We start from the raw sequence: 23,323 nt of genomic DNA, 5'->3' as shown, positions 1-23,323 counted from the left end.
CCTTGACCAGGACGGTCAGGCCTTGGCGACCAGGACGGTCACGCCTTGGTGGCGGGGTGCGCGACCACGGTGCCGGAGGTGAGGGCGTGGACGTAGTCGGCGTCGGCGAGGGGCGACCCGACCACCTCGTGGGGAACGTCGAGGCCGTCCGCGAGTTCCAGGGCGTGCGGGGCGACGCGCTCACAGAGCCCGTTGACGCACTGCGGGAGGGAGCGGACCTCGTCCGGGTCGAGAAGGCCGTTGGCGAGGTACCAGCCGTCGTGGGCGGCGATTTCCTCGAGGACGTAGAGGGCGCACAGGTCGGTCAGTACGGCCTTGGTGGCGGGCTCGTCGACCGACTCCAGCGCCTCTCGGACGGTGCCGAGGACGAGGGAGAGGGCGTGTGCCTCGGAGAGGGACTCGGCGAGTGCGTTGTGCTCGTTCCACATGTCGAGGGAGGACGTCCCTGCCGCGGTGGCCGCCCGGAGAGCGGCGGTGAGCTCCGCGTGCAGCATCCGTTCGCGGGCTCCGGCCAGCGCCGTCCAGACGTCCGGGGTGAAGCGGTCGCGCGCGGCCCTGTCGGGCGCTTCGTCGACGGGCGGGGCGTACTCCACGCCGGCGGCCAGGGTCAGGGCGCCGTCGAGCAGCATCATCTGGTTGTCGGCCGCGGCGGTGCTGAAGGAGTGCGCGAGGCCCTGGTAGTCGAGGTGGCGGCTGTCCGCGAAGAAGCCCAGGGCGCCGGCGGCCTGGCGGCCCCGTACGGTGACGCGCTCGGCGAGGCGGTCGACGGTGACCTTGAGCAGCGAGGTCGTACGGATGGTGCGGGCGCTGACGGCGGGCTTCTCCGGCGTGGCCACCGACTTGGCGACGATCCCGGCCACGTACGCGGCGGCGAGGGCGCCGAAGAGCGGGCGCTGCTGGTTGCGGTACGCGATGACCGGGAGATCGGCGGCGTGACGGCCCGAGGTGCGCCGGTGGTGGGCGTGCCGTACGGCGACGGCGGCGCTGGCCCGGCTGACGGCGGCCAGGCCGGTGATGGCGGCTTCCCAGGCGTGGCGGATGACGCTGAGCAGGCGGCGGGTGCGGGTGAGCGCGTCACCGGCCGGGTCCGTGAACTCTCCGGCGGGGGTCAGCGTGGCGCCGTCCCGCAGCCAGTGGCGGAAGGGGATGCGCACGTCGTCGAAGGAGACGAGCGCGCAGTCCAGCGGCAGCATGGCCGTCGGCCGTTGCGGCGCGATGCGCACCCCGGCGCAGGGCTGTCCGTCGGCGTCCCGGATCGGTACGACGAAGAAGAACAGGCCGCGGTCGATGCCGTCGGCGACGAGGCGCGCGCTGACGACGGCGGTGCGCGGCACGGGGGTGGAGACGCCCGGCGGGAACTTCACGGCGGCGGCGTCCGGGGTCCTCAGTACGAACTCCTCGCGCCGGGCGTCGTAGACGGCCTCGGTGCGGATGGCGGCGTTGCTGTTGCCGCGGCCGACCTCGGTCATCATCAGCGCGCCGATGGAGTCCATGTCGACCAGGGACCGTACGACGTCGGCGAGGTCCTCGCGGCCGCCGCCGAAGTCCCGGATCGCGCCCATGGTGGTGCAGTGGTGCAGGAAGACGGCGTAGAAGAGCGAAGGGTCCGCGAGAGCGGCGTGCTCCACCACGGCGAAGAGCCGTTCGCGGTCCTCGAGGAGCGGCTCGGCGAGGCCGAGGCGGTCGTTGAGGTGCTTCAGGCGCCGGTACGTCAGGGCGCAGCGCGCCGAGTCGCTCAGGTCGGCGGGCCGGTCGAAGACCGGGTCCGCGAACACCTCGCCGAGCTGCTTGGCATGCAGCGCGTACGCCGGATCGTGGATGAGTGACGTCAGTGCCGAATGCAAAGTAATTCCCCCGTTGTGCATATTGCGTCGTGCGCGGTGCGTCCTGCGAGTACCGGACCCCTTGTGGGTTCGTGCGGCTTCCGGGTCACATGTTGATCATGTGGCCTGCCAGTCCGTGGATCGCTTCCTGGACGGCCTCACCCAGCGTCGGGTGGGCGTGGACGTTGCGGGCGAGTTCGGTGACGGTGAGGTCCCATTGCTGGGCGAGCGTCAGTTCCGGGAGGAGTTCGGTTACTTCGGGGCCGATCAGATGGGCGCCGAGCAGTTCTCCGTGGCGGGCGTCGCTGATGAGTTTGGCGAAGCCGCCGGTTTCACCCAGGCCGTGGGCCTTGCCGTTTGCCGTGAACGGGAATTTCGCGACCCGGACGTCGAATCCCTGTGCGCGGGCCTGCGCCTCGGTCCAGCCGAAGCTGGCGATCTGGGGCTGGCTGTACGTGGCCCGAGGGATCATCACGTAGTTCAGTTCGGCCGTCTCCACGTTCGCGAGGGTCTCGACCGCGACGACGCCCATGGCCTCCGCCGCGTGGGCGAGCATCAGCTTGGCGGTGACGTCGCCGATGGCGTAGATGTGAGGCACCGAGGTCCGGCAGCGGGCGTCCACGTCGACGGCGCCGCGATCGGTGAGCACGACGCCGGTGTTCTCCAGTCCGTAGCCCTCGACCCGGGGCTGGAATCCGATGGCCTGGAGCACCTTGTCCGCTTCGAGGACGCGCTGCCGGTCGCCGCTGGTGACGGTGATCCGGAGCTTCTCGCCGGACTCGTCGATGCCGTCGACGCGGGTGGAGGTGAGCACCTCGATGCCGAGCCGCTTGTACCGCTTGGCGAGTTCGGCCGAGACCTCCTCGTCCTCCAGGGGGGCCATGCGGTCCTGGAACTCGACGATGGTGACCTTCACGCCGTAGTTGTGCAGGACGTACGCGAACTCGATGCCGATGGCGCCGGCTCCGGCGATGACGATGCTCTCGGGGAGCCGGTCCGCGAGGATCTGCTCCTCGTACGTGACGACCCGCTCGCTCAGCGAGGTACCGGGCAGGAGTCGCGGGGTGGCGCCGGTGGCGATGACGCAGTGGTCGAAGGTGACGTCCTGGGCGCCGCCGTCGCCGCCGACGACGTGCAGGGCCTTGGGTCCGGTGAAGGATCCGCGCCCCTCGAGCTGCGTGATCTTGTTCTTCTTCATCAGGTAGTGGACGCCCTTGACCCGGCCGTCCGCCACGCGCCGACTGCGCTGGAACGCGTCGTTGTAGTCGAAGGAGATGGTGCCCTCGACCTTGATGCCGAAGGTCTTGGTCTCGTGCGTGAGGATGTGGGCGAGTTCGGCATTGCGCAGAAGCGCCTTGGAAGGGATGCAGCCGACATTGAGGCACACGCCTCCCCAGTAACGCTCCTCGACGATGGCGACATCAAGGCCGAGCTGAGCGCCCCGAATGGCCGCGACGTATCCGCCGGGGCCTGCCCCGAGGACCACCAGATCGAAATGCGAAGCCACATCTCCTCCTCACCCTCGCTGGCGTTGCGGGGCGCTCAGAACGGCCGGAAATACCTGCAGGGTCCCCGCCCATCGTGAGGGAGAAAAGAACTCCGGAATTCCGGATGGATCTTTTCCCTTTCGCCCGTTCACGTCTTTGTGCGGGCCGGGCGGGAACTCCTGCCGGTGCCTTGATGCGTTTCATGATGACCGATCACGGCAGCCGCAGATCGTGACGTGTGGGGTTTCTGTCAGGTCACGGCTGCCGCTGTGACGTTGCCCCGGCGGCGGTGGCGGTCGGCTGCGCGGCGCCGCCGTCGAGGCTCGCGGAGGGCGTCTCCCCGGGTGGCCGCACCGGAGGCCGCACCGGAGGCCGCACCAACCCCCTTGCCAAATGGTCAAGAGTTGTTGACCATTGGCGACATGCCTGCCGATGAGATTCCCGAGACCCTTCACGTCACCACGGACGAGCAGCTGCGCGCCGTCTCCAACCTCACGCGCCACCGGATCATGGCCGTGCTCCGCTTCGAGCCGGCGACGATCACTCAGATCGCCCAGCGGGTGGGGCTCGCGAAGGGGAGTTCCAGCTACCACGTGCGGCTGCTGGAGCGGGCCGGCCTGGTGAAAGTGGTACGGACCCGGAAGGTCCGGGGGGTCACCGAGCGGTACTACGCGATGGCCGCGCGGTCGATCGTGCTGCCGGACCCGGGCGAGGGCGGGCCGGATCTGCTGATGCGGCACGCGGTGGCGGACCTGGAAGCCGCGCCGGCGGCGGGCGAGCGGCACGTGCGGATGGCGCACCTGCGGCTCACCGAGGAGCAGTTCGCGGAGCTGGGGGCACGGCTGGAGGCACTGGCGGACGAGTACCGGGAGCTGTCCGATCCGTCGCTGCCGGACGCGTCACTCGTCTTCGCACTGTTCCACCCGGCACGGCGCGACCAGGCCGAGGGGGACGCCAAGTGACCTCGGACATGAAGAAGTTGCCGACCGGGTTCGGACGGCTGTGGACCGCGCAGACGGTGTCCTCGCTCGGTGACGGGGTGATGCATGCGGCGCTGCCGCTGCTCGCGTTGACGCTGACGCGCGATCCGATGGCGCTGGCCGTCGTCACGGCCGCCGGGACGCTGCCGTGGCTGCTCTTCGGGGTGCTCGGCGGTGCGCTGGTGGACCGCTGGGACCGCCGCCGCACGATGTGGGTCGCGGACGCGGCGCGTGCGGTGCTGCTCGCGATACCGGCGGCCGCGGCAGCCCTCGACGTGCTGAGCATTCCGCTGCTCGCGGTCGTCGCCTTCCTGCTCGGGCTCGGCGGGCTCTTCTTCGACACGGCCGCCACGGCCTACCTGCCGGATCTGCTCGGCCGCGACCCCGTGCTCCTGGAGCGCGCCAACTCCCGTCTGCGCGGCAGCCAGACCGCCGCGTCCGGCTTCGCGGGACCGCCCGCGGGCAGTGCCCTGCTGGCGCTCGGGCGGGCGGTTCCGCTGCTCGCCGACGCGGTGTCGTTCGCCCTCTCCGCACTGCTCGTACGGTCGTTGCCCGCCGCGCCCCGGCCCGTACCGCAGGCCCGCGAGTCGCTGCTGCGCCAAGCGCGGGCCGGCGCCTCGTACGTCTTCCGGGACCGGCTGCTGCTCGGGCTCGCGCTGCGGCCGGCGGTCGGGAACATCGCCTTCCTCGCCGTGGAGACCGTGCTCGCCCTCTTCGCGCACGATCGTCTCGGCATCGGCACCTTCGGCTTCGGCCTGCTCCTCACGGCGGAGGCCACCGGTGGCCTGCTCGGCGCGGGCATCGCCTCCTTCCTCGGCCGCCGATTCGGCACCGGCACCGCGCTCACCTGCACGGCCGCTGTCGAGGGACTCGCCATCCTGGGCCTCGCCGTCGCCCCGAACCCGTACGTCGCCGGCCTCGCGCTCGCCGTCTGCGGAGCGGGCATGGGCGCCACGATGGTGCTCGCCCCCTCCCTCCGGCAGGCGATCGTCCCGGCCCACCTGATGGGCCGGGTCGCCTCCACCTCCCGCATGCTGGCCATGTGCGCCGCCCCGTTCGGCGCCTTCCTCGGCGGCTGGCTGGCCACCTCGTACGACATCCGCACCCCGCTCTACGCCGCCTCCGGCCTCCTCCTCGCCATGACCGCCATCACGGCGAACATGACCAGCAACCGCCGGGTCGAGGCAGCTCTGCGCAGCGCCGCTCCGACCGGCGGCCCAGGCCGCCCGGAACCCGGGGATCCCGCGCGGGAAGCCGCACACGAATCCGGTGGAACGGCCTGACCCGGCGGGAGAACCCACCACGGTGACCCGGCAGGCATGCTGCTCATCGACCGCGGCGACGACGGCGGGCCGCATGGCCGAACCGGAGGGAAGCCGCGCGATCGGCAGGCCGCCGCGCCGGTTGGCCGCGGGACTCACCGCTCCCGGCTGGTGACCAGCAGACCCCGGGTCCAGGCGATCAGCTGTCGCACGATGGCGGTGGCCTGTGCGCTGCGGCGCCGGGAGAACGGCAGGACCAGCAGTGCGGGCACCGAGGAGAGCGTCACGATGACGACGGGCACGAGCGCCAGCCCGACGATGAGCACCCGCGCGGCCCATCGGGCGCCGGCGACGACGACGGCAGAGGTCCATGCGGCGGTGGCCATGGGGCGGGTTCCTTCCAGGAGCGGCTGATTGACGACCCCAGCGTGGGGCGGGCCGGATAGGCTGCGACAGCCGCAAGGGTTGCCAGTACGGATGCAAGGCACGGGGGAGGCCGCGATGCCGGAGATGGCCCGCTCAGCTGCGAGTTCGTCCGCCACCGAGCGGGGCGAGACGCCCGAGGTTGCGGCCCTCGGCAACACGTTGACGGACCTGTTCAAGACCCTGGGCGTATCGCAGGAGGCGTACGCGGTCCGCGTCGACCTGCACGCCTCCACCGTCTCCCGCTTCCTGAACGGGCGCCGGCTCGCCACCGAGGACTTCATCGACCGCCTCATCCGCGAGGCGGAACAAAGGCTCGGTAGCCCTCTCATGGCGGAGGCCAAGGCCGAGGTCCACCGACAACGCCTGTTGCCCTGCGGTCCACCAATCCCGCCGGCTACGAACTGGAGTGCCTCCGGCAGGAGATGACGCGCTCCCAGCGCACGATCGCGCGCCTGACCCGTCAGGAGGAGGCGCTGCACGACCTGTTGGCGAAGCGCGAGTCCGAGGTCGTGTCCGTGAGGGGCGAGGTCGACTCCCTGCGCCGCGACTGGTCGGCGGACCTGACCGCCGCGGCCCGCCGCGAGGTCGAGCTCCGGCTGGCGCTCGACGACCACACCACCGTCCGCGACGCCCTCCTGGCCGAGATCGCGAGGCTTCGCGCCGACCTGGCCGATACGTCCGCCCTGCGGGCCGATGCCGAGACCCGCTGCCGGGACCTGGAGGACCGGGTACTGGCCACGGAAGAGGAACTGGCCGGGCTGCACCGGGACGGTGGGGCGCCGATCGAGGTGCTGCTGGGGCGCCTTGAGGGGTTCCGGTCCAGCGGTGACGTACGCACGCTGGGCCGCGAGCTGGCCGATGTGGCCTGGGCGCGGCCGGCCGAGGAGATCGTGGCGGTCCTGCAATGGCTCGGGGATGCGGGTGAGCGTTCCAGGGCGGAGTCCTTGCTCAGGGATGCCGCGCAGTCCCGGCCCCTCGGCGTTGTCACGGAGATCGGTGACGTGATCCCGCAGGGGCCGTTCCAGACGGCCTTCAGGTCCCATCTCGTCCGGTTCGCCGCCCTGTTCCGGTCCGTGCCGGAGCTGGCCGCGCTACACCGTCACCGGCACGGCGGGACCTGGCCCGCACCGGACGACGTCCTGGTGTGCCTCCTGCAGACGGATCGGCCGGCCGCCGAGGCGCTGGAGGTGATCTCGCTCCTGTCCGGCGAAGGCACACCGGTCCTGCCCAGTCTGTCCGCGGCCGCCGGCGTCTACCGTCCTCCCGACCGCGTCGTGGCGGTTCTCGCGGAGCTCGCACACCGCGGTGACGAGCACCTCGTCCGGGTCCCGTTGGGACACCTGATGAGGAACGTCCACGCCGCGGGGCTGGGGCCGCCTTTTGCCGCCGACCTGATGACGCTCCCCGAGGAGCGACGGCGCGCCCTGTGGGAACACATGGCCGCGGCACCGATGAGGACCCTGCTGGACTTCCTCGACACCCTCAACTCTTCACCCAAGACGGCCCAAGCGGCCGCGGAGCTGCTCGGCCGGGTCGAGGCCACGGGCCGCGGAGCCGACGTGCGTTCGTACCAGGGAAAACGCGCCCGGGCGTACCCGCACCACGAACTGGAGGCGGCGGCGGACGGCGGGTGACCCCAACCGAAGCCGGACGGCCGCGGCCGGAGAAAGAGCGAAATCACGCCACCAGGACGGAATGCCCGAGCGCCGAGTAGGCGCGCGCATGCGCCTCGCCCGGCCATGGACCCGCCGACCATCCGAACAGACCGGCCAGTCGGCCAGTCGGCCGGTTGGCCGGTTGGCGCGAATGGGTGGCGAAATGGTCGCCCTTTACGTCCATCCCTTTCCGGAGGCCCGTAAGAGTCGGCGTTGACGACCGGCTGCTTCATCCCGGATCCCCCGATCCGATCCTCGAGAGATGTCCACAAATGGGGGCAATACCCCGTACGCGCCCGGCACCAACGCACCGGGCGCCGCAACCTGCCGGTGAGGCCCGCCCGTCCGGGGTTCGGCCGGCAGCACGTCGGATAGATGTGAGAGATCACCGCTGCTCTCGTGAAGAACTGCTTAACAGATCGATTGCGGGACGGGCGGCCGGCACCGGATACAGGGGATCGAAAGACCATGTCAACCCGCCGTCGTGGCAGCCGGGTTGGGCGGATGCGGTGCTGTAGTGGGCGTCCTGCGGGCCGAAGATCCGGTGATAGCATCCCCGCATCTGTGATCTTGTTCCATTTCGACACAGATGCTGATTTGGATCGGCGGCATGCTCTCCGCGTAACAGCAGGTGAACCGTGCCGATCAGCTGTGTTGCGGGGCCTCGCGAGGTGTATCTGCAGCCGTCCGCATGGCACGCGCCGGGAAAGGTTTCCATGAATCGAGACGCACTTGTGTGGTGCCTGGTTGCGGTGGCGGCGATAGCCGTTGCCGCGGTCGTGGCACTCGTCGCCCGCAACAGAGCGCTGGGGGCGAAGAAGGAGCACACCGAGGCCGAGCTGAAGCACCAGCTGCTCACGGCGGACAGCTACCTGCACGCGTCGCACGCCGAGCTGCAGAGATTCCGCAGCGAGCAGGACGCCACGCTCCGCGCGGCGAAGGAGGCGGCGGAGGAGAACACCAAGGCGGTCCTCAAGGGCGCCGCCAGCCTCCTCCAGAGCCTCGCGGCCGAACAGACCACGCTCCTGGACGGGATCCAGCGCAAGTACGGCGGACACACCGTCCTCAGCGACCTGTTGGACGTGAACCACGCCAACGCCCAGATGGCGCGCAAGGCTCAGGGCATCGCCGTCATGTGCGGTGCGCCGCTCGGTCGTCGCAACAGGCCCGCCAGCGTCTACGACGTGGTGCGCAGTGCCCAGGGCCAGATCCGCAACTTCCACCGGGTCGCCATCATGCAGCAGACCAGTCTCGCCCTGAAGGCGTCGGCGGTCGCGCCCGTGGCCCTCGCCGTCGCGGAGCTGCTCGACAACGCCGCCAGTTTCTCGCAGCACGACGCGCCGATCGAGGTGACGTTCCAGCGCGTCCAGAACAACCTGTGCATCGTCATCGACGACGCCGGTGTCAGCATGAACGACGAAGAGCGTCAGCGGGCGACCGCGCTGCTCTCCGGGGAAATCGCCCCCCGCCTGTCGCAGCTCGGGACCCAGCCGAAGTTCGGCTTCCCGGTCATCGGCCTGATCGCGCGCCAGCACGGATTCAAGGTCGACGTCACCGGAGTCTCCCGGTACGGCGGCGTCAGGGCCGTCGTCCTCTTGCCCGAGGAGCTGTGGACCATGGAGGAGATACCGCCCGTCCAGGAGGCTCCGGTCAGCGAGATCCGGCGCACCGCCGAGAGCCGGCCGCCGCAGGGCGCGACGCCCCAGAGCACGACGCCCCTGAGCGCGACGGCGCGCACCATGCACGGCCTGCCCAAGCGCGGCGCACGCCAGGCGCCCATCGCGAGTGTTCCCGATCCGGACGCCGCCGCACCGGCGCCGCGGACCTCGGGGGAAACGGGCCGCGCTTCCGGGCGCAGCCTGGGCGCCTTCCAGCGCGGCACTCTCTCCGGCCGCAACCTTGACGCCACCTCGTTCGAAGGGCCCGAAGAGGCATGACCGCAGACCTCTCGTGGATGCTCGAGGACATCGTGCAGAACGTGCCCCGTGCACGGCACGCCGTCCTGCTCTCCGCCGACGGCCTTCCTCGCGGCGCGACCGAAGGCCTGGCAGAGAAGGACGTACGCACCATCTCCGCGGCCATGGCCGGGATGCAGTCGCTCAGCAGGGCGACGGCGCACTTCGCCGGGCCGGAGGAGGACCGGCAGTGGAACCAGACCATCATCGAGTTCTCGCACGGCTGGAGCTTCCTGATCGGGGCGGGGCAGGGCTCCTACCTCGCCGCGGCGGCGGCGCCCGATGTGGACATGCAGCAGATCTCCTTCCGCATGCACCGCCTCGTCGCCCGGCTGGGCAACAACCTCACGTCTCCCCCGCGGGTGAGCACCGAGGACGCCGGCGGCCCGCGCGGCAGCTCCCCCCGGCAGCAGAGCGCCGGTGACGCGGGATTCGTCCTCGGCGAGCTCGACCGGGTGATGTCCGAGGTCAAGGGCGCCCGGCACGCCGTGCTGCTGGGATCGGACGGCCTTCCCCGCGGGGCGACCGACGGGATGAGCCGCGACCTCGCGGACACGATCTCGGCGGCCATGACGGGCATCCACGCCTACAGCCGGGTCACCTCCCAGTTCGCCGGGGCCGTAGAGGACGCGCAATGGCGTCAGACGGTCATCGAGTTCCAGCACGGCTGGATCTTCCTGATGGCGGCCGGACCCGATGCCTTCCTGGCCGCCGCCGCCGAACACGACTGCGACATAGAACAGTTCACGACGCGTCTGCACGAGGTGGTTCCCAGACTGGCCGCGACGGCGACGGCGACGACGGGGAAGGGGACAGGCCGTGTCTGATGGGTTCGAACAGGACGAAGAGCTGGAACTGACCTCTCCGTTAGTCCCCCTCTTCGTGATCACGAACGGACGTGCGCTGCCCCCGGAGCACGAGTACGAGCACACGACGCTCGTGACGGCGGCGGTGGAGAACGGACGGGCCGCGGCGCGCACGCTGTCTCCGGAAGCGGGGCGGGTCATGGAGCTCGTCGCGGACGGCTTCCTGTCCGTGGCCGAGGTTGCAGGGCACACGCACCTGCCCCTGGGCATCGTCCGCATCCTGCTGGCGCAGTTGGAGGATGACGGTCTCATCCTCGCGAGGACACCGATACCGCGCGCCGAACGTGTCGACAGAGAACTGGTCAGCGCCGTGCTCGAGGGCCTGAAGAATCGATTCGGAGCGTAAACGCGTGTACCTGGATCCAGACGTCTCCCACGCGGTGAAGATCCTCATAGTGGGTCACTTCGGGGTCGGCAAGACCACCTGCATCGGCAGTCTCTCCGAGATCGAGCCCCTACGGACCGAGGAAGAGATCACCGAGGCCAGTGTGGGCTTCGATGACCTGTCGGGCACGCCCGACAAGAAGACCACCACCGTCGCCATGGACTTCGGCCGGCTCACCCTGAGCGACACCCTGGTGCTCTACCTCTTCGGAACGCCCGGCCAGGAGCGCTTCAAGGAGATGTGGGAGGAGCTCTCGCGGGGCGCGCTGGGCGCGCTGGTGCTCGTCGATCCCGAGCGCCTGCACGAGTCCTTCCCCGTCCTGGACCTCGTCGAGCGTTTCGGCCTGACGTACGCCATCGCCGTGAACCACTTCGAGGGCACCACGCACTACCCGCTCGACGAGGTGCACGAGGCCCTGAACCTCACCGCCGAGACCCCCGTCGTGGAGTGCGACGTACGGGACGAGAACTCCTCCGCGCGAGCCCTCATCACCCTCGTGAAACACCTCATGTCCCAACTCGGCTAGGAGCGCAGGAATGCAACAGCCACATGACCCGCAGGAGATACCCCCCGGCTGCCCCGCGCACGGGAACGTCCAGATGTACGGCTCCGCCTTCGGGGCCGACCCCGAAGGCCACTACGCGCAGCTGCGCCACTACGGTCCCAGCGCGCCCGTGGACATCGCCCCCGACGTCCAGGTCGAGCTCGTCACGAGCTACGACGCCGCTCTGTACGTCCTGCAGAACCCCGCTTCCTTCGTACGCGACTCCCGCCGCTGGAACGCACTGGGTGAAGGCCGCGTACCGGCCGACAGCCCGGCGCTGCCCATGATGGGATACCGCCCCAACGCGCTCATGAGCGACGGTGCGGCACATGCCCGACTGCGGCGGGCCGTCACCGACAGCCTCGCCACGGTCAACGAGCACCAGCTCATCAGGCAGACACAGCAGTCCGCCAACTACCTGATCAGTCAGTTCAGTACCGACATCCGCGGCCAGGCGGAGCTGATGGCCGAGTACGCCCAGCCGCTGCCCCTGCTGGTCTTCAGCGACCTGTTCGGCTGCCCGCCGGAGATCGGCGACCGCGTGATCGCCGGCATCAGCGGCCTCTTCGAGGGGAAGCCCGGTGCCGACGAGGTGCTCGGCGGGGCGCTCTCCGAGCTGATCGCCCTCAAGCGGCGGCGCCCGACGGACGACCTGACGACGCGTCTGATGGAGCACTCGGCCCAGCTGAGCGACGAGGAGGTGCTGCACCAGCTGGTCACCCTGCTCTCCGGTGGGACCGCGCCGCTGGCCGCGGCCATCGGCACCAGCAGCGCCCTGTACCTCGGCGAGGACTGGCAGGCCGGCCTTCCGGTCGAGGACGCGGTCTCCCAGACGCTCTGGAACTTCGCGCCGATCGCCAACTACGCCGCCCACTACCCGACGCACGACGTGGAGATCGGCGACAGGGTGGTCCGCGCCAACGACCCGGTCCTCGTCTCGTTCGCCGCGGCCAACACCGACCCGAAGCTGACGGAGCACCGCGAACAGCTCAGCGCCAAGGCGCACTTGGCGTTCGGAGCGGGCCCGCACGCCTGCCCCGCCAAGGACCCGGCCTTCATGATGGCCGTGACCGCCGTGGAGACGCTGCTCAACCAGCTCCACGACGTCGAGCTGCGCGTCCCGTTCAAGTCGCTCACCTGGGCGCCCAATCCGTGGAGCCGCTCGCTGGTCACCCTTCCTATCCGCTTCACCCCGAGGACCGTTCCCCAGGCGGCCGGGTCGGCCGCGCCGGCCGGATCGAACGCGGGTCGGATGCCCCAGCAGCAGGCGGCCGCCGCACCCGCCAACGCCGGTCCCTCGCGCACGAACGCCGGCGCCGCGCCGCAGCCCAAGGGCGGCCTGTTCAGCCGCTTCCTGGCCTGGACCAGGGGCGAGTGAGGCCGGAACGGAAAGGCCATCACGGGCTTCGCCGCCTGCGACCAGGTCCTGCACAGCCGTCAGTGACTGGAGCCCGACCGGGAATGGCGTGAGCGCCAGCGGACCGGGACCCGCTGGAACGCGCCCTCCTCACGGGAGATGGGCAACACGCTCGCCGCGCACGCTCACCCACGTGATCAGCAGGGTCGCGTCGCAGGACTCCGTGCTGGCGGCTTCGAGGTCCGCCGGGCCCCGGCATCACCGGGGCCCGTACCCTCCTCCTGCCTTCACCGGTGTCGGCCGGCCTTGGCCGTGGCCGGGCCGTCGTGGGCCTGGTGGGGTGTGACCCGTTCGAGGATCTCCGCGTAGAGGGACCGCTTGTCGGGGCGGGCGTGGACGGTGGCGTCTTTGAGTGCCGGGATCGCCGACGTGCCCATGGAGACGAGTCCCTCGGCCGCGGCCCTGCGGACGACGGCGTGCGGGTGCTCCAGCAGTCCCGTCACCGTGGGAATCGCGGGGGCCCAGGTCGCGCGGCAGAGCGTACGGATCGCCGTGCGCACCAGGTCCGGCTGGGGGTCGTCCAGCAGGACCGACGTGTGGTGCAGGTGGGTCTGCCGGTCCAGCATGGCCCGCGAGGTGCGGTGGGCGTGCAGGCGGACCTTCGGCTTGGGATGACGCAGCAACTCGCCGATCAGGTCCCGCAGTCCGGGGTCCCGGTCGGCCTCCGGGCCGGTGTGCCCCTCGGCCAGTCGCGTGAGTGCCTGGCGGATCCGCACCGGGTCGCCGGTCCGGGCCAGGTCCAACAGCTCCCGCCGGGACAGGGGGTGTGACGCTCCCGTCGACGCTGTCGGGGCGCGGTCGCGGAGCGCGGCCAGCGCGGCGGCATCCTGCTCCACGGTGTCCGGGCGGCGCAGCGGACCTTCCACGAGGAGCAGGCCGTCCGCGAGGTCGTCGCGTCCTTCGGCGCGCAGCCGGCGGCAGACCCGCGTCAGCGCGGGGGTCCGCAGCAGGGAACGCCCGCCCAGCAGGTCGAGCAACCCCCAGGTGCCGGCGCCGAGGCGATCGCCGAGGCGCTGCGCCAGTACGTCGGCGGGGACCCGGTGCAGGGCCTGCCCGACGGCGGAGCTGCCGGTCGGCGCGTCGTGTTCCCACCATTCCAGCAGCAGCGGGACCAGTGGTTCCAGGTCCCACGGGTCGAGCAGGCTCGCCACGTGGGCGACCCTGTCGTGCAGGATGTCGTCCGCGCGGAGTTCCCTCGCGTCGACGGCGCTCAGTGCGCGGGCCAGGTCGACGCTGACGGGTACGTCGATGCGGCCTCGCAGAAACGCTCGGAGCACGGGAACCCCGCACTCGGGCTCGGGCCATTCCAGGAGCGCGAGGGCCGCGGTGTGGCGGCGTTCCTGATCGGGTGCCCTCAGCATGGCCAGCAGGCGGTCCCGCAGTGCGGTCGAGCGGGGCTGGTCGAGGTCGTCGATCCGCACGGTCCTCGGCCGCGGCACCGGCGCCGGCGCGTGGGCGGTTTCGGTGAGGGTCCAGGGTGGTGCGTCGAGGGGCTGGAGGTCCGTCATCCAGTCGATGAGGGCGGCGCGGACCTCGGAGCCGGCCGAGGGGTACACCTCGATCAGCGCGGTCAGGCGGACCCGGGAGCCTGGGACGGCTGGGACGGTGCCTTCGCCCTCCCGGCCAGGGCGGTCGCGTCGGCGGAATTCCTCCAGGGAGCCCGGTGTGCGCACCGCGGCATCGAGCACGGCCCGCCACGCCTCGGCCTCGGCCTCAGCCGACGTAGTGCCTACCGCGGTGGATGCCGTGTTGGATGCCGTGTTGGGTGCCGTCGCAGCCGATGCAGTGGCCTCAGCGGACCGCGGTGCGGCGAAGGCCTCCCGCAGTGCGGCGGCCTCGGCCTGCCAGGGGCTGGTGCCCAGCCGGGCCGAGGCGAGCGCCTGGTCGAGGTCGGCGCGGACCAGGACCGCGCCGAGGGCGCGGAGCAGCGTCAGTGTGGACGGGCTGTCCGAGGGGGCGCCGGGCAGTGCGCGTACCGCCTCGGCGACGGCCTGCTTCTCGACCGCGGGGAGGGTCGGCGCGATCGCTTCGAGTACCGCCAGGAGTGCGTGCCGGTCTTCCGTGGCGGCCCCGGCGAGCCCGTCGAGCAGGACCGCGGTGGACCGGGCGAAGGCCGTCAGTTCCCCGGGCGTCCACGGTGCGGGGCAGAGCCGGAGCGTGAGCCGCAGGACGCGGGCTCGTCCGGCGGGTTCGGTGGCGGCCAGGCGCAGCCAGTCCGCCAGCAGGGGCCGAAGCACCCGCAGCCGGGTGGGGTGCGGCAGTTCGGGCCGCGCGGCGAGGCGTAGGGCGACCGGCGTGTGCCAGCCCCGCTCATCCAGTGAGTCGACGTCCGGGTCCGCTCCGGTGCCCACCGCCGACCGCGGTACGGCGGGCGTGGTGATGCCGTGTCTGGCCATGGCAGTGGACAGGTCCTCGACCGTCCCGGAGGCGAGGCGGACCCGACCGGCCGCCACCAGGGCGAGCAGGGCCGGAGCGACCCGTGACGCCTGGTCGTCCAGGGCGAGGACCGAGCGCGCCGGCAGGGTGCGGTCGAGGCCTTCCAGCAGCAGTGCGCGGGCGCGGCCGTCATCGGTGTGTTCGGCGGCGGCGAGGACGGTCGCCCGGTACGCGTCGCCGAGGATGGCGCGCAGCGCCTCGACGAGCGTGCCGCGCAGCCCCGGGTTGACGTGACGGCCGAGCCCGAGGAGCAGCGCCGGTACCGCCGCGGGGGTGCCCGCGCCGGCCAGGACCGCGGCGGCGGTCTTCTTGATGTTCATGTTCGGGTGGGCGAGACATGCGGCGATCGCGCCGGAGGCCCAGCGGGCGCGCGCGTGGCCGAGGGCGAGCAGTGCCTGCCGGATGGTCTGGACGTCCTGGGCCGCGGTCAGCGCGATCAACGTCGCCGACAGGGCCTGCGCGTCGTCTCCCGTGGCGTCTCGGGCGAGCAGCGCGATCACGTGCTTGCGCACGTGCCGGTCGCGGTGGCGCAGCAGGCGGTGCGCTCGCGCACGGGTGCCCACGTACGGGGCCCGGAGCAGGAGTTCGAGCAGGATCGCCTGCTCGCCGCTCGACAGTCCGGGCCGCTCCAGCAGGTCCAGCGCCATGGTCGCGAGGAGGGCGTGCCCCGCCTCTTGTGCGGTCCGCGCGTCGAGCAGGCAGGACGGCCTGATCCGTCCCCGCTCGTGGAGCCGGCGGCCCAGGTCGTGTACGGCGTCCAGGACCTCCTGCGGGACCACGGGCTCCCCGGCCGGCTGTCCGCCGTCGGGTCGCGGGACGGTTCCGCCCGGCTCCCCGGACGCCGCCAGCTCGGCCACGACGCGCAGGAGCAGGTCGGCGATGACCGGCAGTGTTCCGGCGCCGCCGTGTGCGGCCAGTCTGCACAGGGCCGCCACCGGCTGGTCCGGGTCCAGATGGGAACTCAGGAGGGCCAGTTCCCGCTCGTCGGGCCCGCCGAGGTCCGCCGCGATGCGCACCGGCAGATCGGTGGGATCGAGACGGACGAGGAGGGCACGCCGCCGTGACGGGTCGTCGGTCAGATGCCACAGCACCTCGAGGGCCCGGTTCCGCACCGCGCGGAGGTGCGGCGCGATCTCTCCTGCGCCCTGCTGTGCCTGCTCCGCGGCCAGACCGAGCCCTTCCCTCAGCGCCGCCTCCGTCCGGGGCCCGCCGATGGCCTCCAGCGCGTCCAGGGCCGCTGCGGGCGCCGCCGGCAGCAGGGCGATCACCGCGTCCTCGGCGTCCGCGTGGCGCACCGCACGGATCGCGTCGAGGAAGGGCCCCGGCACGGGAGCCGAGGGGAGGACCCGGGTGATCGCGTCCCCGATCGCAAGCTCCCCCGCCCCCTGTCCGGCGAGGGCGACCAGCAGCGCGAGCCGACGCGGCCAGTTCGGATCGACGGCGGGCGCGTCCACCAGGACGCGGAGCATTTCCTGTCGGCAGGTGAACAGGATCGTCGCGAGCTCGTGGGGCGGGATCGTGTGATCGGCCAGCGCCAGGCCGATGAGGGACGGGACGTGCGGACCGTCCGGGAAGTGCCCGCGCCGGTGGAGCCCGCGCAGGCAGGTCACCGCCGGACCGCCGAACAGCAGCGGGTCGCGTGCGGCGACCGCCGTCAATGCGCCGATGTCCCCGCGGTCGGCCAGCTCACCGAGCAGTTCCATCGCGCGCCGGCGAAGACGCGGCGGCAGACCCGGATCGTCGATGACCTGCCACAGCAGGTCGCGGTGTCCGTGGTGGACCGCGGCCTCGAGCGCGGCATCGGCCGCCCCGGGCCGTGTGGTCACCGATTCGGCAGCGAGGAAGGACGCCAGCCGCCCCGGGGGAAGTGGGTCCAACGCGGCCCAGGGCTGGGCGAGTTCCCCCAGCGCGGCGGCGGCGACGTCCGCGCTGCCGGAGCCGAGCAGGCTGAGCACGTGTGCGCGAACCAGTACGGGAGCCAGCAGGCCGGCGTGCAGCGCCTGCCGGGCCAGCCGCAGCGCATCGGCCTGGAACACCGGGTCGCCGCTGTCCACCAGCTCCTGCACGAGTTGCCCGGGCCGGTGCGCGGAGGCGGCGGTCGTTTCCCGCACGGCCTGGTGGAGCAGTTCACCCGGAGGCTCCTTCCGGAGCACTGCCGGATCGTTCAGGAGCTCGGCGCGCAGCCAGGCGATCCGTACCCGTACCGGCAGCCCCGCCGTACGCCACGACGGCCGGCCGGACTCCCGGAGGTACGGCCCCAGTCGTTCGTGGAGCCGCGCCAGGACGAGCGCTTCCTCCGGCGCCCGCGGCACCGCCACCGGTAGCAGCCCGGCGAGTTCGGCCATCTCCTGCTCGTCGCCCGTACGGCCCGAGGCGACGCGCTCGGCCAGGAGGGTCAGCCCCAGGTACCGCACGCGGGGATCCTCGTGCCGGACGAGGAGTCCGAAGACGGCCGGCGGGCAGAGCCGCGCGTCGAGACGGCCGGCCAGGTGGCCGACGTCGGCCCGGCGCACCGCGTCGAGAAGGGACTTGTCCGCCGGTATCGTCATGGCCGGAATCTAACCGGGACGTTCCCGACCACCAACTTGATTTCTCGGTGGTCGTCGCGGTCAGATCCAGCCCCGCCGGGCCGCGATGGCTCCCGCCTGGAAGCGGTTCGCCGCACCCAGTTGGTCGTGCAGGCGGCTCATCCGGCGGCGCATGGTCCGTACCGACCAGCCCAGCTGGCGGGCTATCGCCTCGTCCTTCAACCCGCTGACCAGTAGGGCGAGTAGCAGCCGGTCCTCCTCGCCGGGCTCCGCGGACTCCTCGCCGGAGCCCGCCGGCTCCGGCGAGGCGAGGAGCGGGGTCGCCAGGGTCCAGCACAGCCGCCAGTAATCCGTCAGCGCGTCGAGCAGCGAGGACGGGCGGATCACCGCCGCCCGTACGTCCGTCAGGTCCAGCGACAGGGGCATCAGCGCCAGCGCGTCGTCCGCGATCGCCAGTTTGATGCGCAGTCCGGGCAGCACCCTGGCCTGCTCCCCCTGGGCCACCAGCCGCCGGATGTCGTCCAGCACGCCCGGCCACTCCAGCGCTTCCGGGGCGTACACCGCGCGGTACGTCAGCCCACCGCGCATCGCCGTCTCCTCCACCGGATTGGCGGTGGTCAGTGCGTAGGGCGGCCGGTCCAGGGTGCGGACCTGTTGCTTCGCCTCCTGCTGGAGCCGTACGAACCAGCGGCCCAGCGCCTCCCGGCCGGAGACGATCTCGACCTCCTTGGCGTCGCCGCGCCGGGCGGCCTCGAAGAGTCCGGCCAGCTCGCCGGCGGCCGACCGTACCCGGCCCAGTTCCACGGTGCGCTCCTGGATCAGCGCTTCCACGGCATGCTGCGGGTCGATGGCCGCATAGCGCCGCCGGGGGCCGGACAGCCGCCCGACCAGACCGCGGTCGTGCATGCGGTCGAGTGCGCGCGCCACCCGCTCCGGGGACGCGGCGAGCTCGCCCGCCAGCTCCGCGGGCGCGGCCGCCTGCCGGGCGAGCAGTGCGCGGTAGACCTGTTCGTCGAAGGCGTCGATACCGACGGCAGCCAGCTCCTGGGACATGCGGGCCATCGTGGCCCACCTGTGCCAGCGGCAGCAATGGGCCACGGGGAATCGTTGCCCCATCCGGACCGGGCCGCATTAGGTACCGCCTATGGGTCACTCACACCGAAGAACTGCGCACATGGGCCTGGTGGCCGCGGTGCTCGGCGGACTGCTCGCCGCTGTCCCGCCGGCCGTCGCCGCCCCCGATCCCGATTCCGATTCCGATTCCGGTCAGGCGAGCCACGGCCCGCAACGGGTCATCGTCGAATTCGAGGGCGCCGCGGGGCTGGAGGCCGCGGCCGGCTCCGCCAAGAACGCCAGGAACGCGAAGGCCGCCGAGGTGACGGCCGCGCGCCGGACGCTGACCGGCAGGCAGGACGGGTTCCTGGCGAGGGCGAAGGACGCCGGCGTCGCCGCCACGTCCGTACGCCGGCACACGCTGCTGCTCAACGCCGTGGCCATGACCGTCGGCGCCGACGACCCGGCGAAGCTGCGGAAGCTGCCGGGCGTGAAGTCCGTCGGCCCCGCCGGCACCTCGCGCGCCCTGGACACCGATGCCAACGGGGTCGTGGGCAACCCGGCCCTGTGGGCCCGGGAGGACCCCGGCGGCGTCAAGGTCACCGGCAAGGGCGTCACCGTCGCCGTGATCGATACCGGGGTCGATTACACCCATCCCGATCTGGGCGGCGGCTTCGGCGAGGGCCACAAGGTCGTCGGCGGCTGGGACTTCGTTGACAACGATGCCAACCCGATGGACGACAACGGCCACGGCACCCATGTCGCGGGCATCGTCGCGGGCAAGGCGGCCGCCGGGGGCGGCGTCACCGGCGCCGCCCCGGACGCCGAGCTGTTGGCGTACAAGGTGCTCGGCGCGAACGGCAGCGGCGACGACTCGGGCATCATCGCGGCCATCGAGGCGGCGGTGGACCCGGCCAATCCGCACCGCGCCGACATCATCAACCTGAGCCTCGGCAACAGCGCGGGCACCGCGAGCGACCCGCTCTCCCGGGCGGCGTCCGCGGCCGTGGACGCCGGCGCCCTGGTCTTCGCCGCGGCCGGCAACTCCGGTCCCGGCTACTGGACCGTCGGCTCCCCGGCCGCCGCCCCCGGCGTCATCGCCGTGGGCGCCTCCACCAGCGGGATCCGGCTGCCCGTGCTCACGGTGGCGGGCGACACCCTGCAGAGCTACCGCGGCGGACGGTCCGCGAACCCGCCGGCCGCCCCGGTGACCGCCGGGGTCGTCAGCATCGGCATGGGCACCGCGGAGGACTGGGCGCGGGCGGGCGACGTCACCGGCAAGGCCGTGCTGTACGCGATCCCGCCGGCCGTGAACCCGTACGACGTGTGGCCCGAGGAGCTCGACACCTGGCGCGAGGCCGAGCGGCGCGGAGCCGCCGTCCTGGTGGGCGGCGTCGGCGGGGCAGGCGGCGGCCCGGTCGTGTTCGGCGGCAAGAGCCGCGCCAACCCGCTCCAGCCCCGGCGCGAGCAGGCCCCCACCCGCACCGCGTCCGCCGCGCCGAGCGAGGTGCTGCTCGGTGCCACGCCCGCGGAGTCCGGCGATTCACTGCGTCTGGACCGGCTGGTGGTGACCGGCGTGGACTACGAGACGGGGCAGCGGTTGGCCTCGCTGGCCGAGTCCGGCGGCGAGCTGGTGCTCGGCGGCCGCGACTCCACCGACGAGATGGCCTCGTTCTCCTCCCGCGGCCCGGACTCCGAACGGCTCGGCCTGAAGCCCGAGATCGTCGCCCCCGGTGTGGAGATCCTCTCCACGGTCCCCCGGGGCATCGAGCCCACGGGCTACCGGCGGATGTCCGGCACCTCGATGGCCTCGCCGCTCGCCGCGGGCTCCGCGGCGCTGCTGCGCCAGCTGCACCCGGACCGCCCCGCGGACCGGCTGCGCGCCGAGGTGATCGGTTCCGCGAAGCCGCTCGACGGCCCCGACCTGCAGTCGCAGGGCAGCGGCCGGCTCGACACCGCCGCCGCGGCCGGGGCGGGGCTGTACGCCTCCCCCGCCACCGTTTCCTTCGGCCTGGCGCACATGGACCGGCCGAAGGTCACCGGCAGCCGTGAGGTCGTCTTCCACAACACCGGCAGCGCAGCGGTCTCCGGCAAGGTGACCGTGACCGGCCCCGCCACCGTCACCCCGGACCACGTCGGCATCCCGGCGGGCGGCACCGCGAAGGTCACGCTGACCGTGGAGCGCGACCGGCCGGACGTCACGGACTACGCCACCAACTACCTGAGCGGCCGCGTCACCCTCACCCCCGAGTCCCCCGCGCTCCCCACGCTCCCCAAGACCCCCGCGTCCCCCGAGGAGGGCCGGGCGCTCACCGTCCCGTACCTGATGGCGGCGATCCCGCTGTACGTGGACCCGGCCGAGGACCCGTCCAACGACGGCTCCACCACCGTCTACGTCTACAGCCCGACGCCCCTCACCACACCGCCGGTGCTGACGGTCACCCCGCCCAAGGGCAAGGCCTACACCAAGACGACGGCGCCCACGGCGGACCCGTCCTACTACCGGACCGATTTCACCGGTCTCGGCTCGGGCGTCCACACGATGACCGCCCGCGCCACCACGTCCGGCGCGTCCGGCGCGGTGCGCCAGTACGGCACGGGCGCCTTCGAGGTGACGCTCGACGCCTCCAAGGCGAAGAACTGGAAGGCGGTCGGCCCGAACAGCGCCGTGGGAACCACCCAGCTGGCCCCCGGCGCCCCGAACCAGGCCGTGATGACCCAGGGCACCCGCCCGGGCGCCTGGCTCACCACCGACGGCGGCAAGAGCTGGCAGCAGCGGGGCCACACCCCCGTCAGCAACGCGCTGGCCGAGCCTTCCCTGGTCATCGACTCCCGCCATCCGAACCGCTGGTGGGAGGCCGTGGTCAGCGCGCACCCGTCCGCGTTCCCGGAGGGCGGCGCGCTGATGCGCACCGAGGACAGCGGCCGCAGCTGGGAGCGGATGGCCGGCCCGCCGGCCCCGGTCACCGAGCTGAGCGCCGATGCCCGCACCCGCGTCCTGCTCGCCACGTCCGAGTACACCGGTGAGCGGTTCGTCAGCCGGGACCGCGGCGCCACCTGGACACCGGTCGACCTCACGGGGATCACCGGATACGTCGCCAAGAGCGTGATCGGCGGCGATGACCTGTACCTCTGGGCCGGCCAGGCGATCTGGGTCATCCGCGACTTCGTCACCGGCTCCCCCCGGCCCGCGCGGAAGGTCTTCCAGACCACGCCGCGCGTGCAGATCATCGGCGGCTTCGACGCCGACGGCGCGCTGCTCGCCATCAAGGTGCAGGGTCAGGACTCGGGCCTGTACGTGAGCCGTGACGGCGGCCGCAGCGTGGAGAAGACCAGCCGCACCTCCAGTGGTCTGGTCGACGTCTCGGGCGGCGACATCTACCAGGACGACCTGAGCGGCGCAGGCGCCCTGAGCCGCGACGGCGGCCGTACGTGGACCACGACCGCGCAGCCCGTACCGGGTTCGGTGGTCTACGACTACGACCGCTGGGCCGACGGTTCCCACACGATCGGCTCCGGCGCCGCCGGTCTCTTCCGCTCCACCCGGGAGGGCGGCTACCGCCGGATCGGCGTCCAGGGCGAGTCCGTTCCGGCGCTGGCGACCTTCGGGGACCAGCTCCTCGCAGGGACCTCGGTCGGCACCTACCGCACCACGGTGCCCGCCGCGAGCCCCGAGTGGGGTGCGGCGGAGCACGAGGGCACGACCGGTACCGGTGTCGTCGGCTTCCAGCCGTCCGCGGCGGACCCGAAGTCCGGCTGGCAGCTGGTCAATTACCTCTACAACGTGGTGCTGCGGAAGACCACGGACGCCGGCCGGACCTGGTCGGACGTCGGCGCGCGGGAGGCGAACGGGACCGCGTTCCTGGTCGACCCCGCGAACCCCGACCGGATGATGATCTCGTACAAGAGCTCCAGCTCCGCGGGCCTGTACACCACCACCGACGGCGGAGCCCACTGGAAGACCCTCGATCAGGGCCGGTACCACGACACCATCGTGGCCGACCCCGGCAGGCCGGGGCGGATCTGGTTCGGCGGCTGGTGGGGGCTGTCCTACTCGGACGACTTCGGGGCCACCCTGACCCGGGTGTCCGAAGCGGAGGTGCACGCCATCCAGTTCACGGCGGGCGCCATGGTCACGGGCGGCCAGGCGATCCGGGTCAGCAAGGACGGCGGCAAGACCTTCACCAAGGCCGACACCGGCGCCCTGCGGATCAGCGTCTGCGACCTCCTGCGGGTCGGCGACACCCTCTACGCGGGCACCGGCACCCGCTGGATGGACTTCACGCCCACCGGCGGGCGCGGTGTACTGCGCTCCACCGACTCCGGGCTGACCTGGCAGAACATCTCCCGCTCGATGCCGAACAAGGACGTGCTGTCCCTGGCGGCCTCGCCCGACGGCCGGTACCTCTTCGCCGGCGTCGACCAGGGCGGCGTCCACCGCCTGGAGCTGGACGACTGAGTTCCGGCCCTCGCAGTCCGGGCCGGTGTGGCCGCCGCTCGAAAAGG

15 protein-coding genes are annotated in these 23,323 nt (G+C 72.2%); 10 read left to right on the top strand and 5 right to left on the bottom strand.

What is annotated here, in order from left to right:
- Positions 1-38 precede the first annotated feature (38 nt).
- Positions 39-1,844, bottom strand: a complete 1,806-nt coding sequence (locus tag OG247_RS33885; RefSeq protein WP_327255770.1) for an acyl-CoA dehydrogenase — start codon at positions 1,842-1,844, stop codon at positions 39-41.
- 85 nt (positions 1,845-1,929) lie between these two features.
- The gene (lpdA, locus tag OG247_RS33880; protein ID WP_327255769.1) at positions 1,930-3,330 is read right to left on the bottom strand and encodes a dihydrolipoyl dehydrogenase; all 1,401 of its coding nucleotides are present in this window, start codon (positions 3,328-3,330) and stop codon (positions 1,930-1,932) included.
- Positions 3,331-3,732: 402 nt separating this feature from the next.
- Here lpdA and OG247_RS33875 point away from each other — a divergent pair, with 402 nt between their 5' ends.
- Together OG247_RS33875 and OG247_RS33870 are read left to right on the top strand one after the other, a co-directional pair.
- Positions 3,733-4,272 (top strand): ArsR/SmtB family transcription factor, encoded by a 540-nt coding sequence (locus tag OG247_RS33875; RefSeq protein WP_327255768.1) that lies wholly within the window; start codon positions 3,733-3,735, stop codon positions 4,270-4,272.
- Positions 4,269-5,573, top strand: a complete 1,305-nt coding sequence (locus OG247_RS33870; protein ID WP_327255767.1) for an MFS transporter — start codon at positions 4,269-4,271, stop codon at positions 5,571-5,573. The genes OG247_RS33875 and OG247_RS33870 overlap by 4 nt, the downstream gene beginning before the upstream one ends.
- Before the next feature lie 134 nt (positions 5,574-5,707).
- Here OG247_RS33870 and OG247_RS33865 read toward each other — a convergent pair whose 3' ends face one another.
- On the bottom strand, positions 5,708-5,938 hold the full coding sequence (locus OG247_RS33865) for a hypothetical protein (RefSeq protein WP_327255766.1): 231 nt from the start codon (positions 5,936-5,938) through the stop codon (positions 5,708-5,710).
- Positions 5,939-6,029: 91 nt separating this feature from the next.
- On the opposite strand from OG247_RS33865, the gene OG247_RS33860 reads away from it, so the two are divergent.
- From OG247_RS33860 to OG247_RS33830, 7 genes are all read left to right on the top strand, one after another.
- On the top strand, positions 6,030-6,404 hold the full coding sequence (locus OG247_RS33860) for a helix-turn-helix domain-containing protein (protein WP_327255765.1): 375 nt from the start codon (positions 6,030-6,032) through the stop codon (positions 6,402-6,404).
- Positions 6,401-7,612 (top strand): hypothetical protein, encoded by a 1,212-nt coding sequence (locus OG247_RS33855; protein WP_327255764.1) that lies wholly within the window; start codon positions 6,401-6,403, stop codon positions 7,610-7,612. The genes OG247_RS33860 and OG247_RS33855 overlap by 4 nt, the downstream gene beginning before the upstream one ends.
- Positions 7,613-8,349: 737 nt before the next feature.
- Positions 8,350-9,570 (top strand): ATP-binding protein, encoded by a 1,221-nt coding sequence (locus OG247_RS33850; RefSeq protein WP_327255763.1) that lies wholly within the window; start codon positions 8,350-8,352, stop codon positions 9,568-9,570.
- Entirely contained in the window at positions 9,567-10,415 is an 849-nt protein-coding gene (locus OG247_RS33845; RefSeq protein WP_327255762.1) for a roadblock/LC7 domain-containing protein, read from the top strand. Before OG247_RS33850 ends, OG247_RS33845 begins: the two co-directional genes overlap by 4 nt.
- A complete protein-coding gene (locus OG247_RS33840; protein ID WP_327255761.1) occupies positions 10,408-10,800 on the top strand; it encodes a DUF742 domain-containing protein in 393 nt (130 codons plus the stop codon). The genes OG247_RS33845 and OG247_RS33840 overlap by 8 nt, the downstream gene beginning before the upstream one ends.
- Before the next feature lie 4 nt (positions 10,801-10,804).
- A complete protein-coding gene (locus tag OG247_RS33835) occupies positions 10,805-11,365 on the top strand; it encodes a GTP-binding protein (RefSeq protein ID WP_327255760.1) in 561 nt (186 codons plus the stop codon).
- Positions 11,366-11,375: 10 nt separating this feature from the next.
- Positions 11,376-12,761: a cytochrome P450 gene (locus OG247_RS33830; RefSeq protein WP_327255759.1), complete on the top strand. Its 1,386-nt coding sequence runs from the start codon at positions 11,376-11,378 to the stop codon at positions 12,759-12,761.
- A 266-nt stretch (positions 12,762-13,027) separates the two neighbouring features.
- Here the strand turns inward: OG247_RS33830 and OG247_RS33825 are convergent, their stop codons facing one another.
- Positions 13,028-17,785, bottom strand: coding sequence for a HEAT repeat domain-containing protein (locus tag OG247_RS33825; RefSeq protein ID WP_327255758.1), 4,758 nt, complete (start codon positions 17,783-17,785; stop codon positions 13,028-13,030).
- A 60-nt stretch (positions 17,786-17,845) separates the two neighbouring features.
- Entirely contained in the window at positions 17,846-18,817 is a 972-nt protein-coding gene (locus OG247_RS33820; RefSeq protein WP_327255757.1) for a helix-turn-helix domain-containing protein, read from the bottom strand.
- Between the two features lie 121 nt (positions 18,818-18,938).
- On the opposite strand from OG247_RS33820, the gene OG247_RS33815 reads away from it, so the two are divergent.
- The gene (locus OG247_RS33815; protein ID WP_327255756.1) at positions 18,939-23,276 is read left to right on the top strand and encodes a S8 family serine peptidase; all 4,338 of its coding nucleotides are present in this window, start codon (positions 18,939-18,941) and stop codon (positions 23,274-23,276) included.
- The last annotated feature ends 47 nt before the right edge of the window (positions 23,277-23,323 follow it).

This window comes from Streptomyces sp. NBC_01244, assembly GCF_035987325.1.
Classification (GTDB): domain Bacteria; phylum Actinomycetota; class Actinomycetes; order Streptomycetales; family Streptomycetaceae; genus Streptomyces.
Note: the sequence above shows the minus strand (reverse complement) of the source record. Positions and strands in the feature narration are given on the sequence as shown.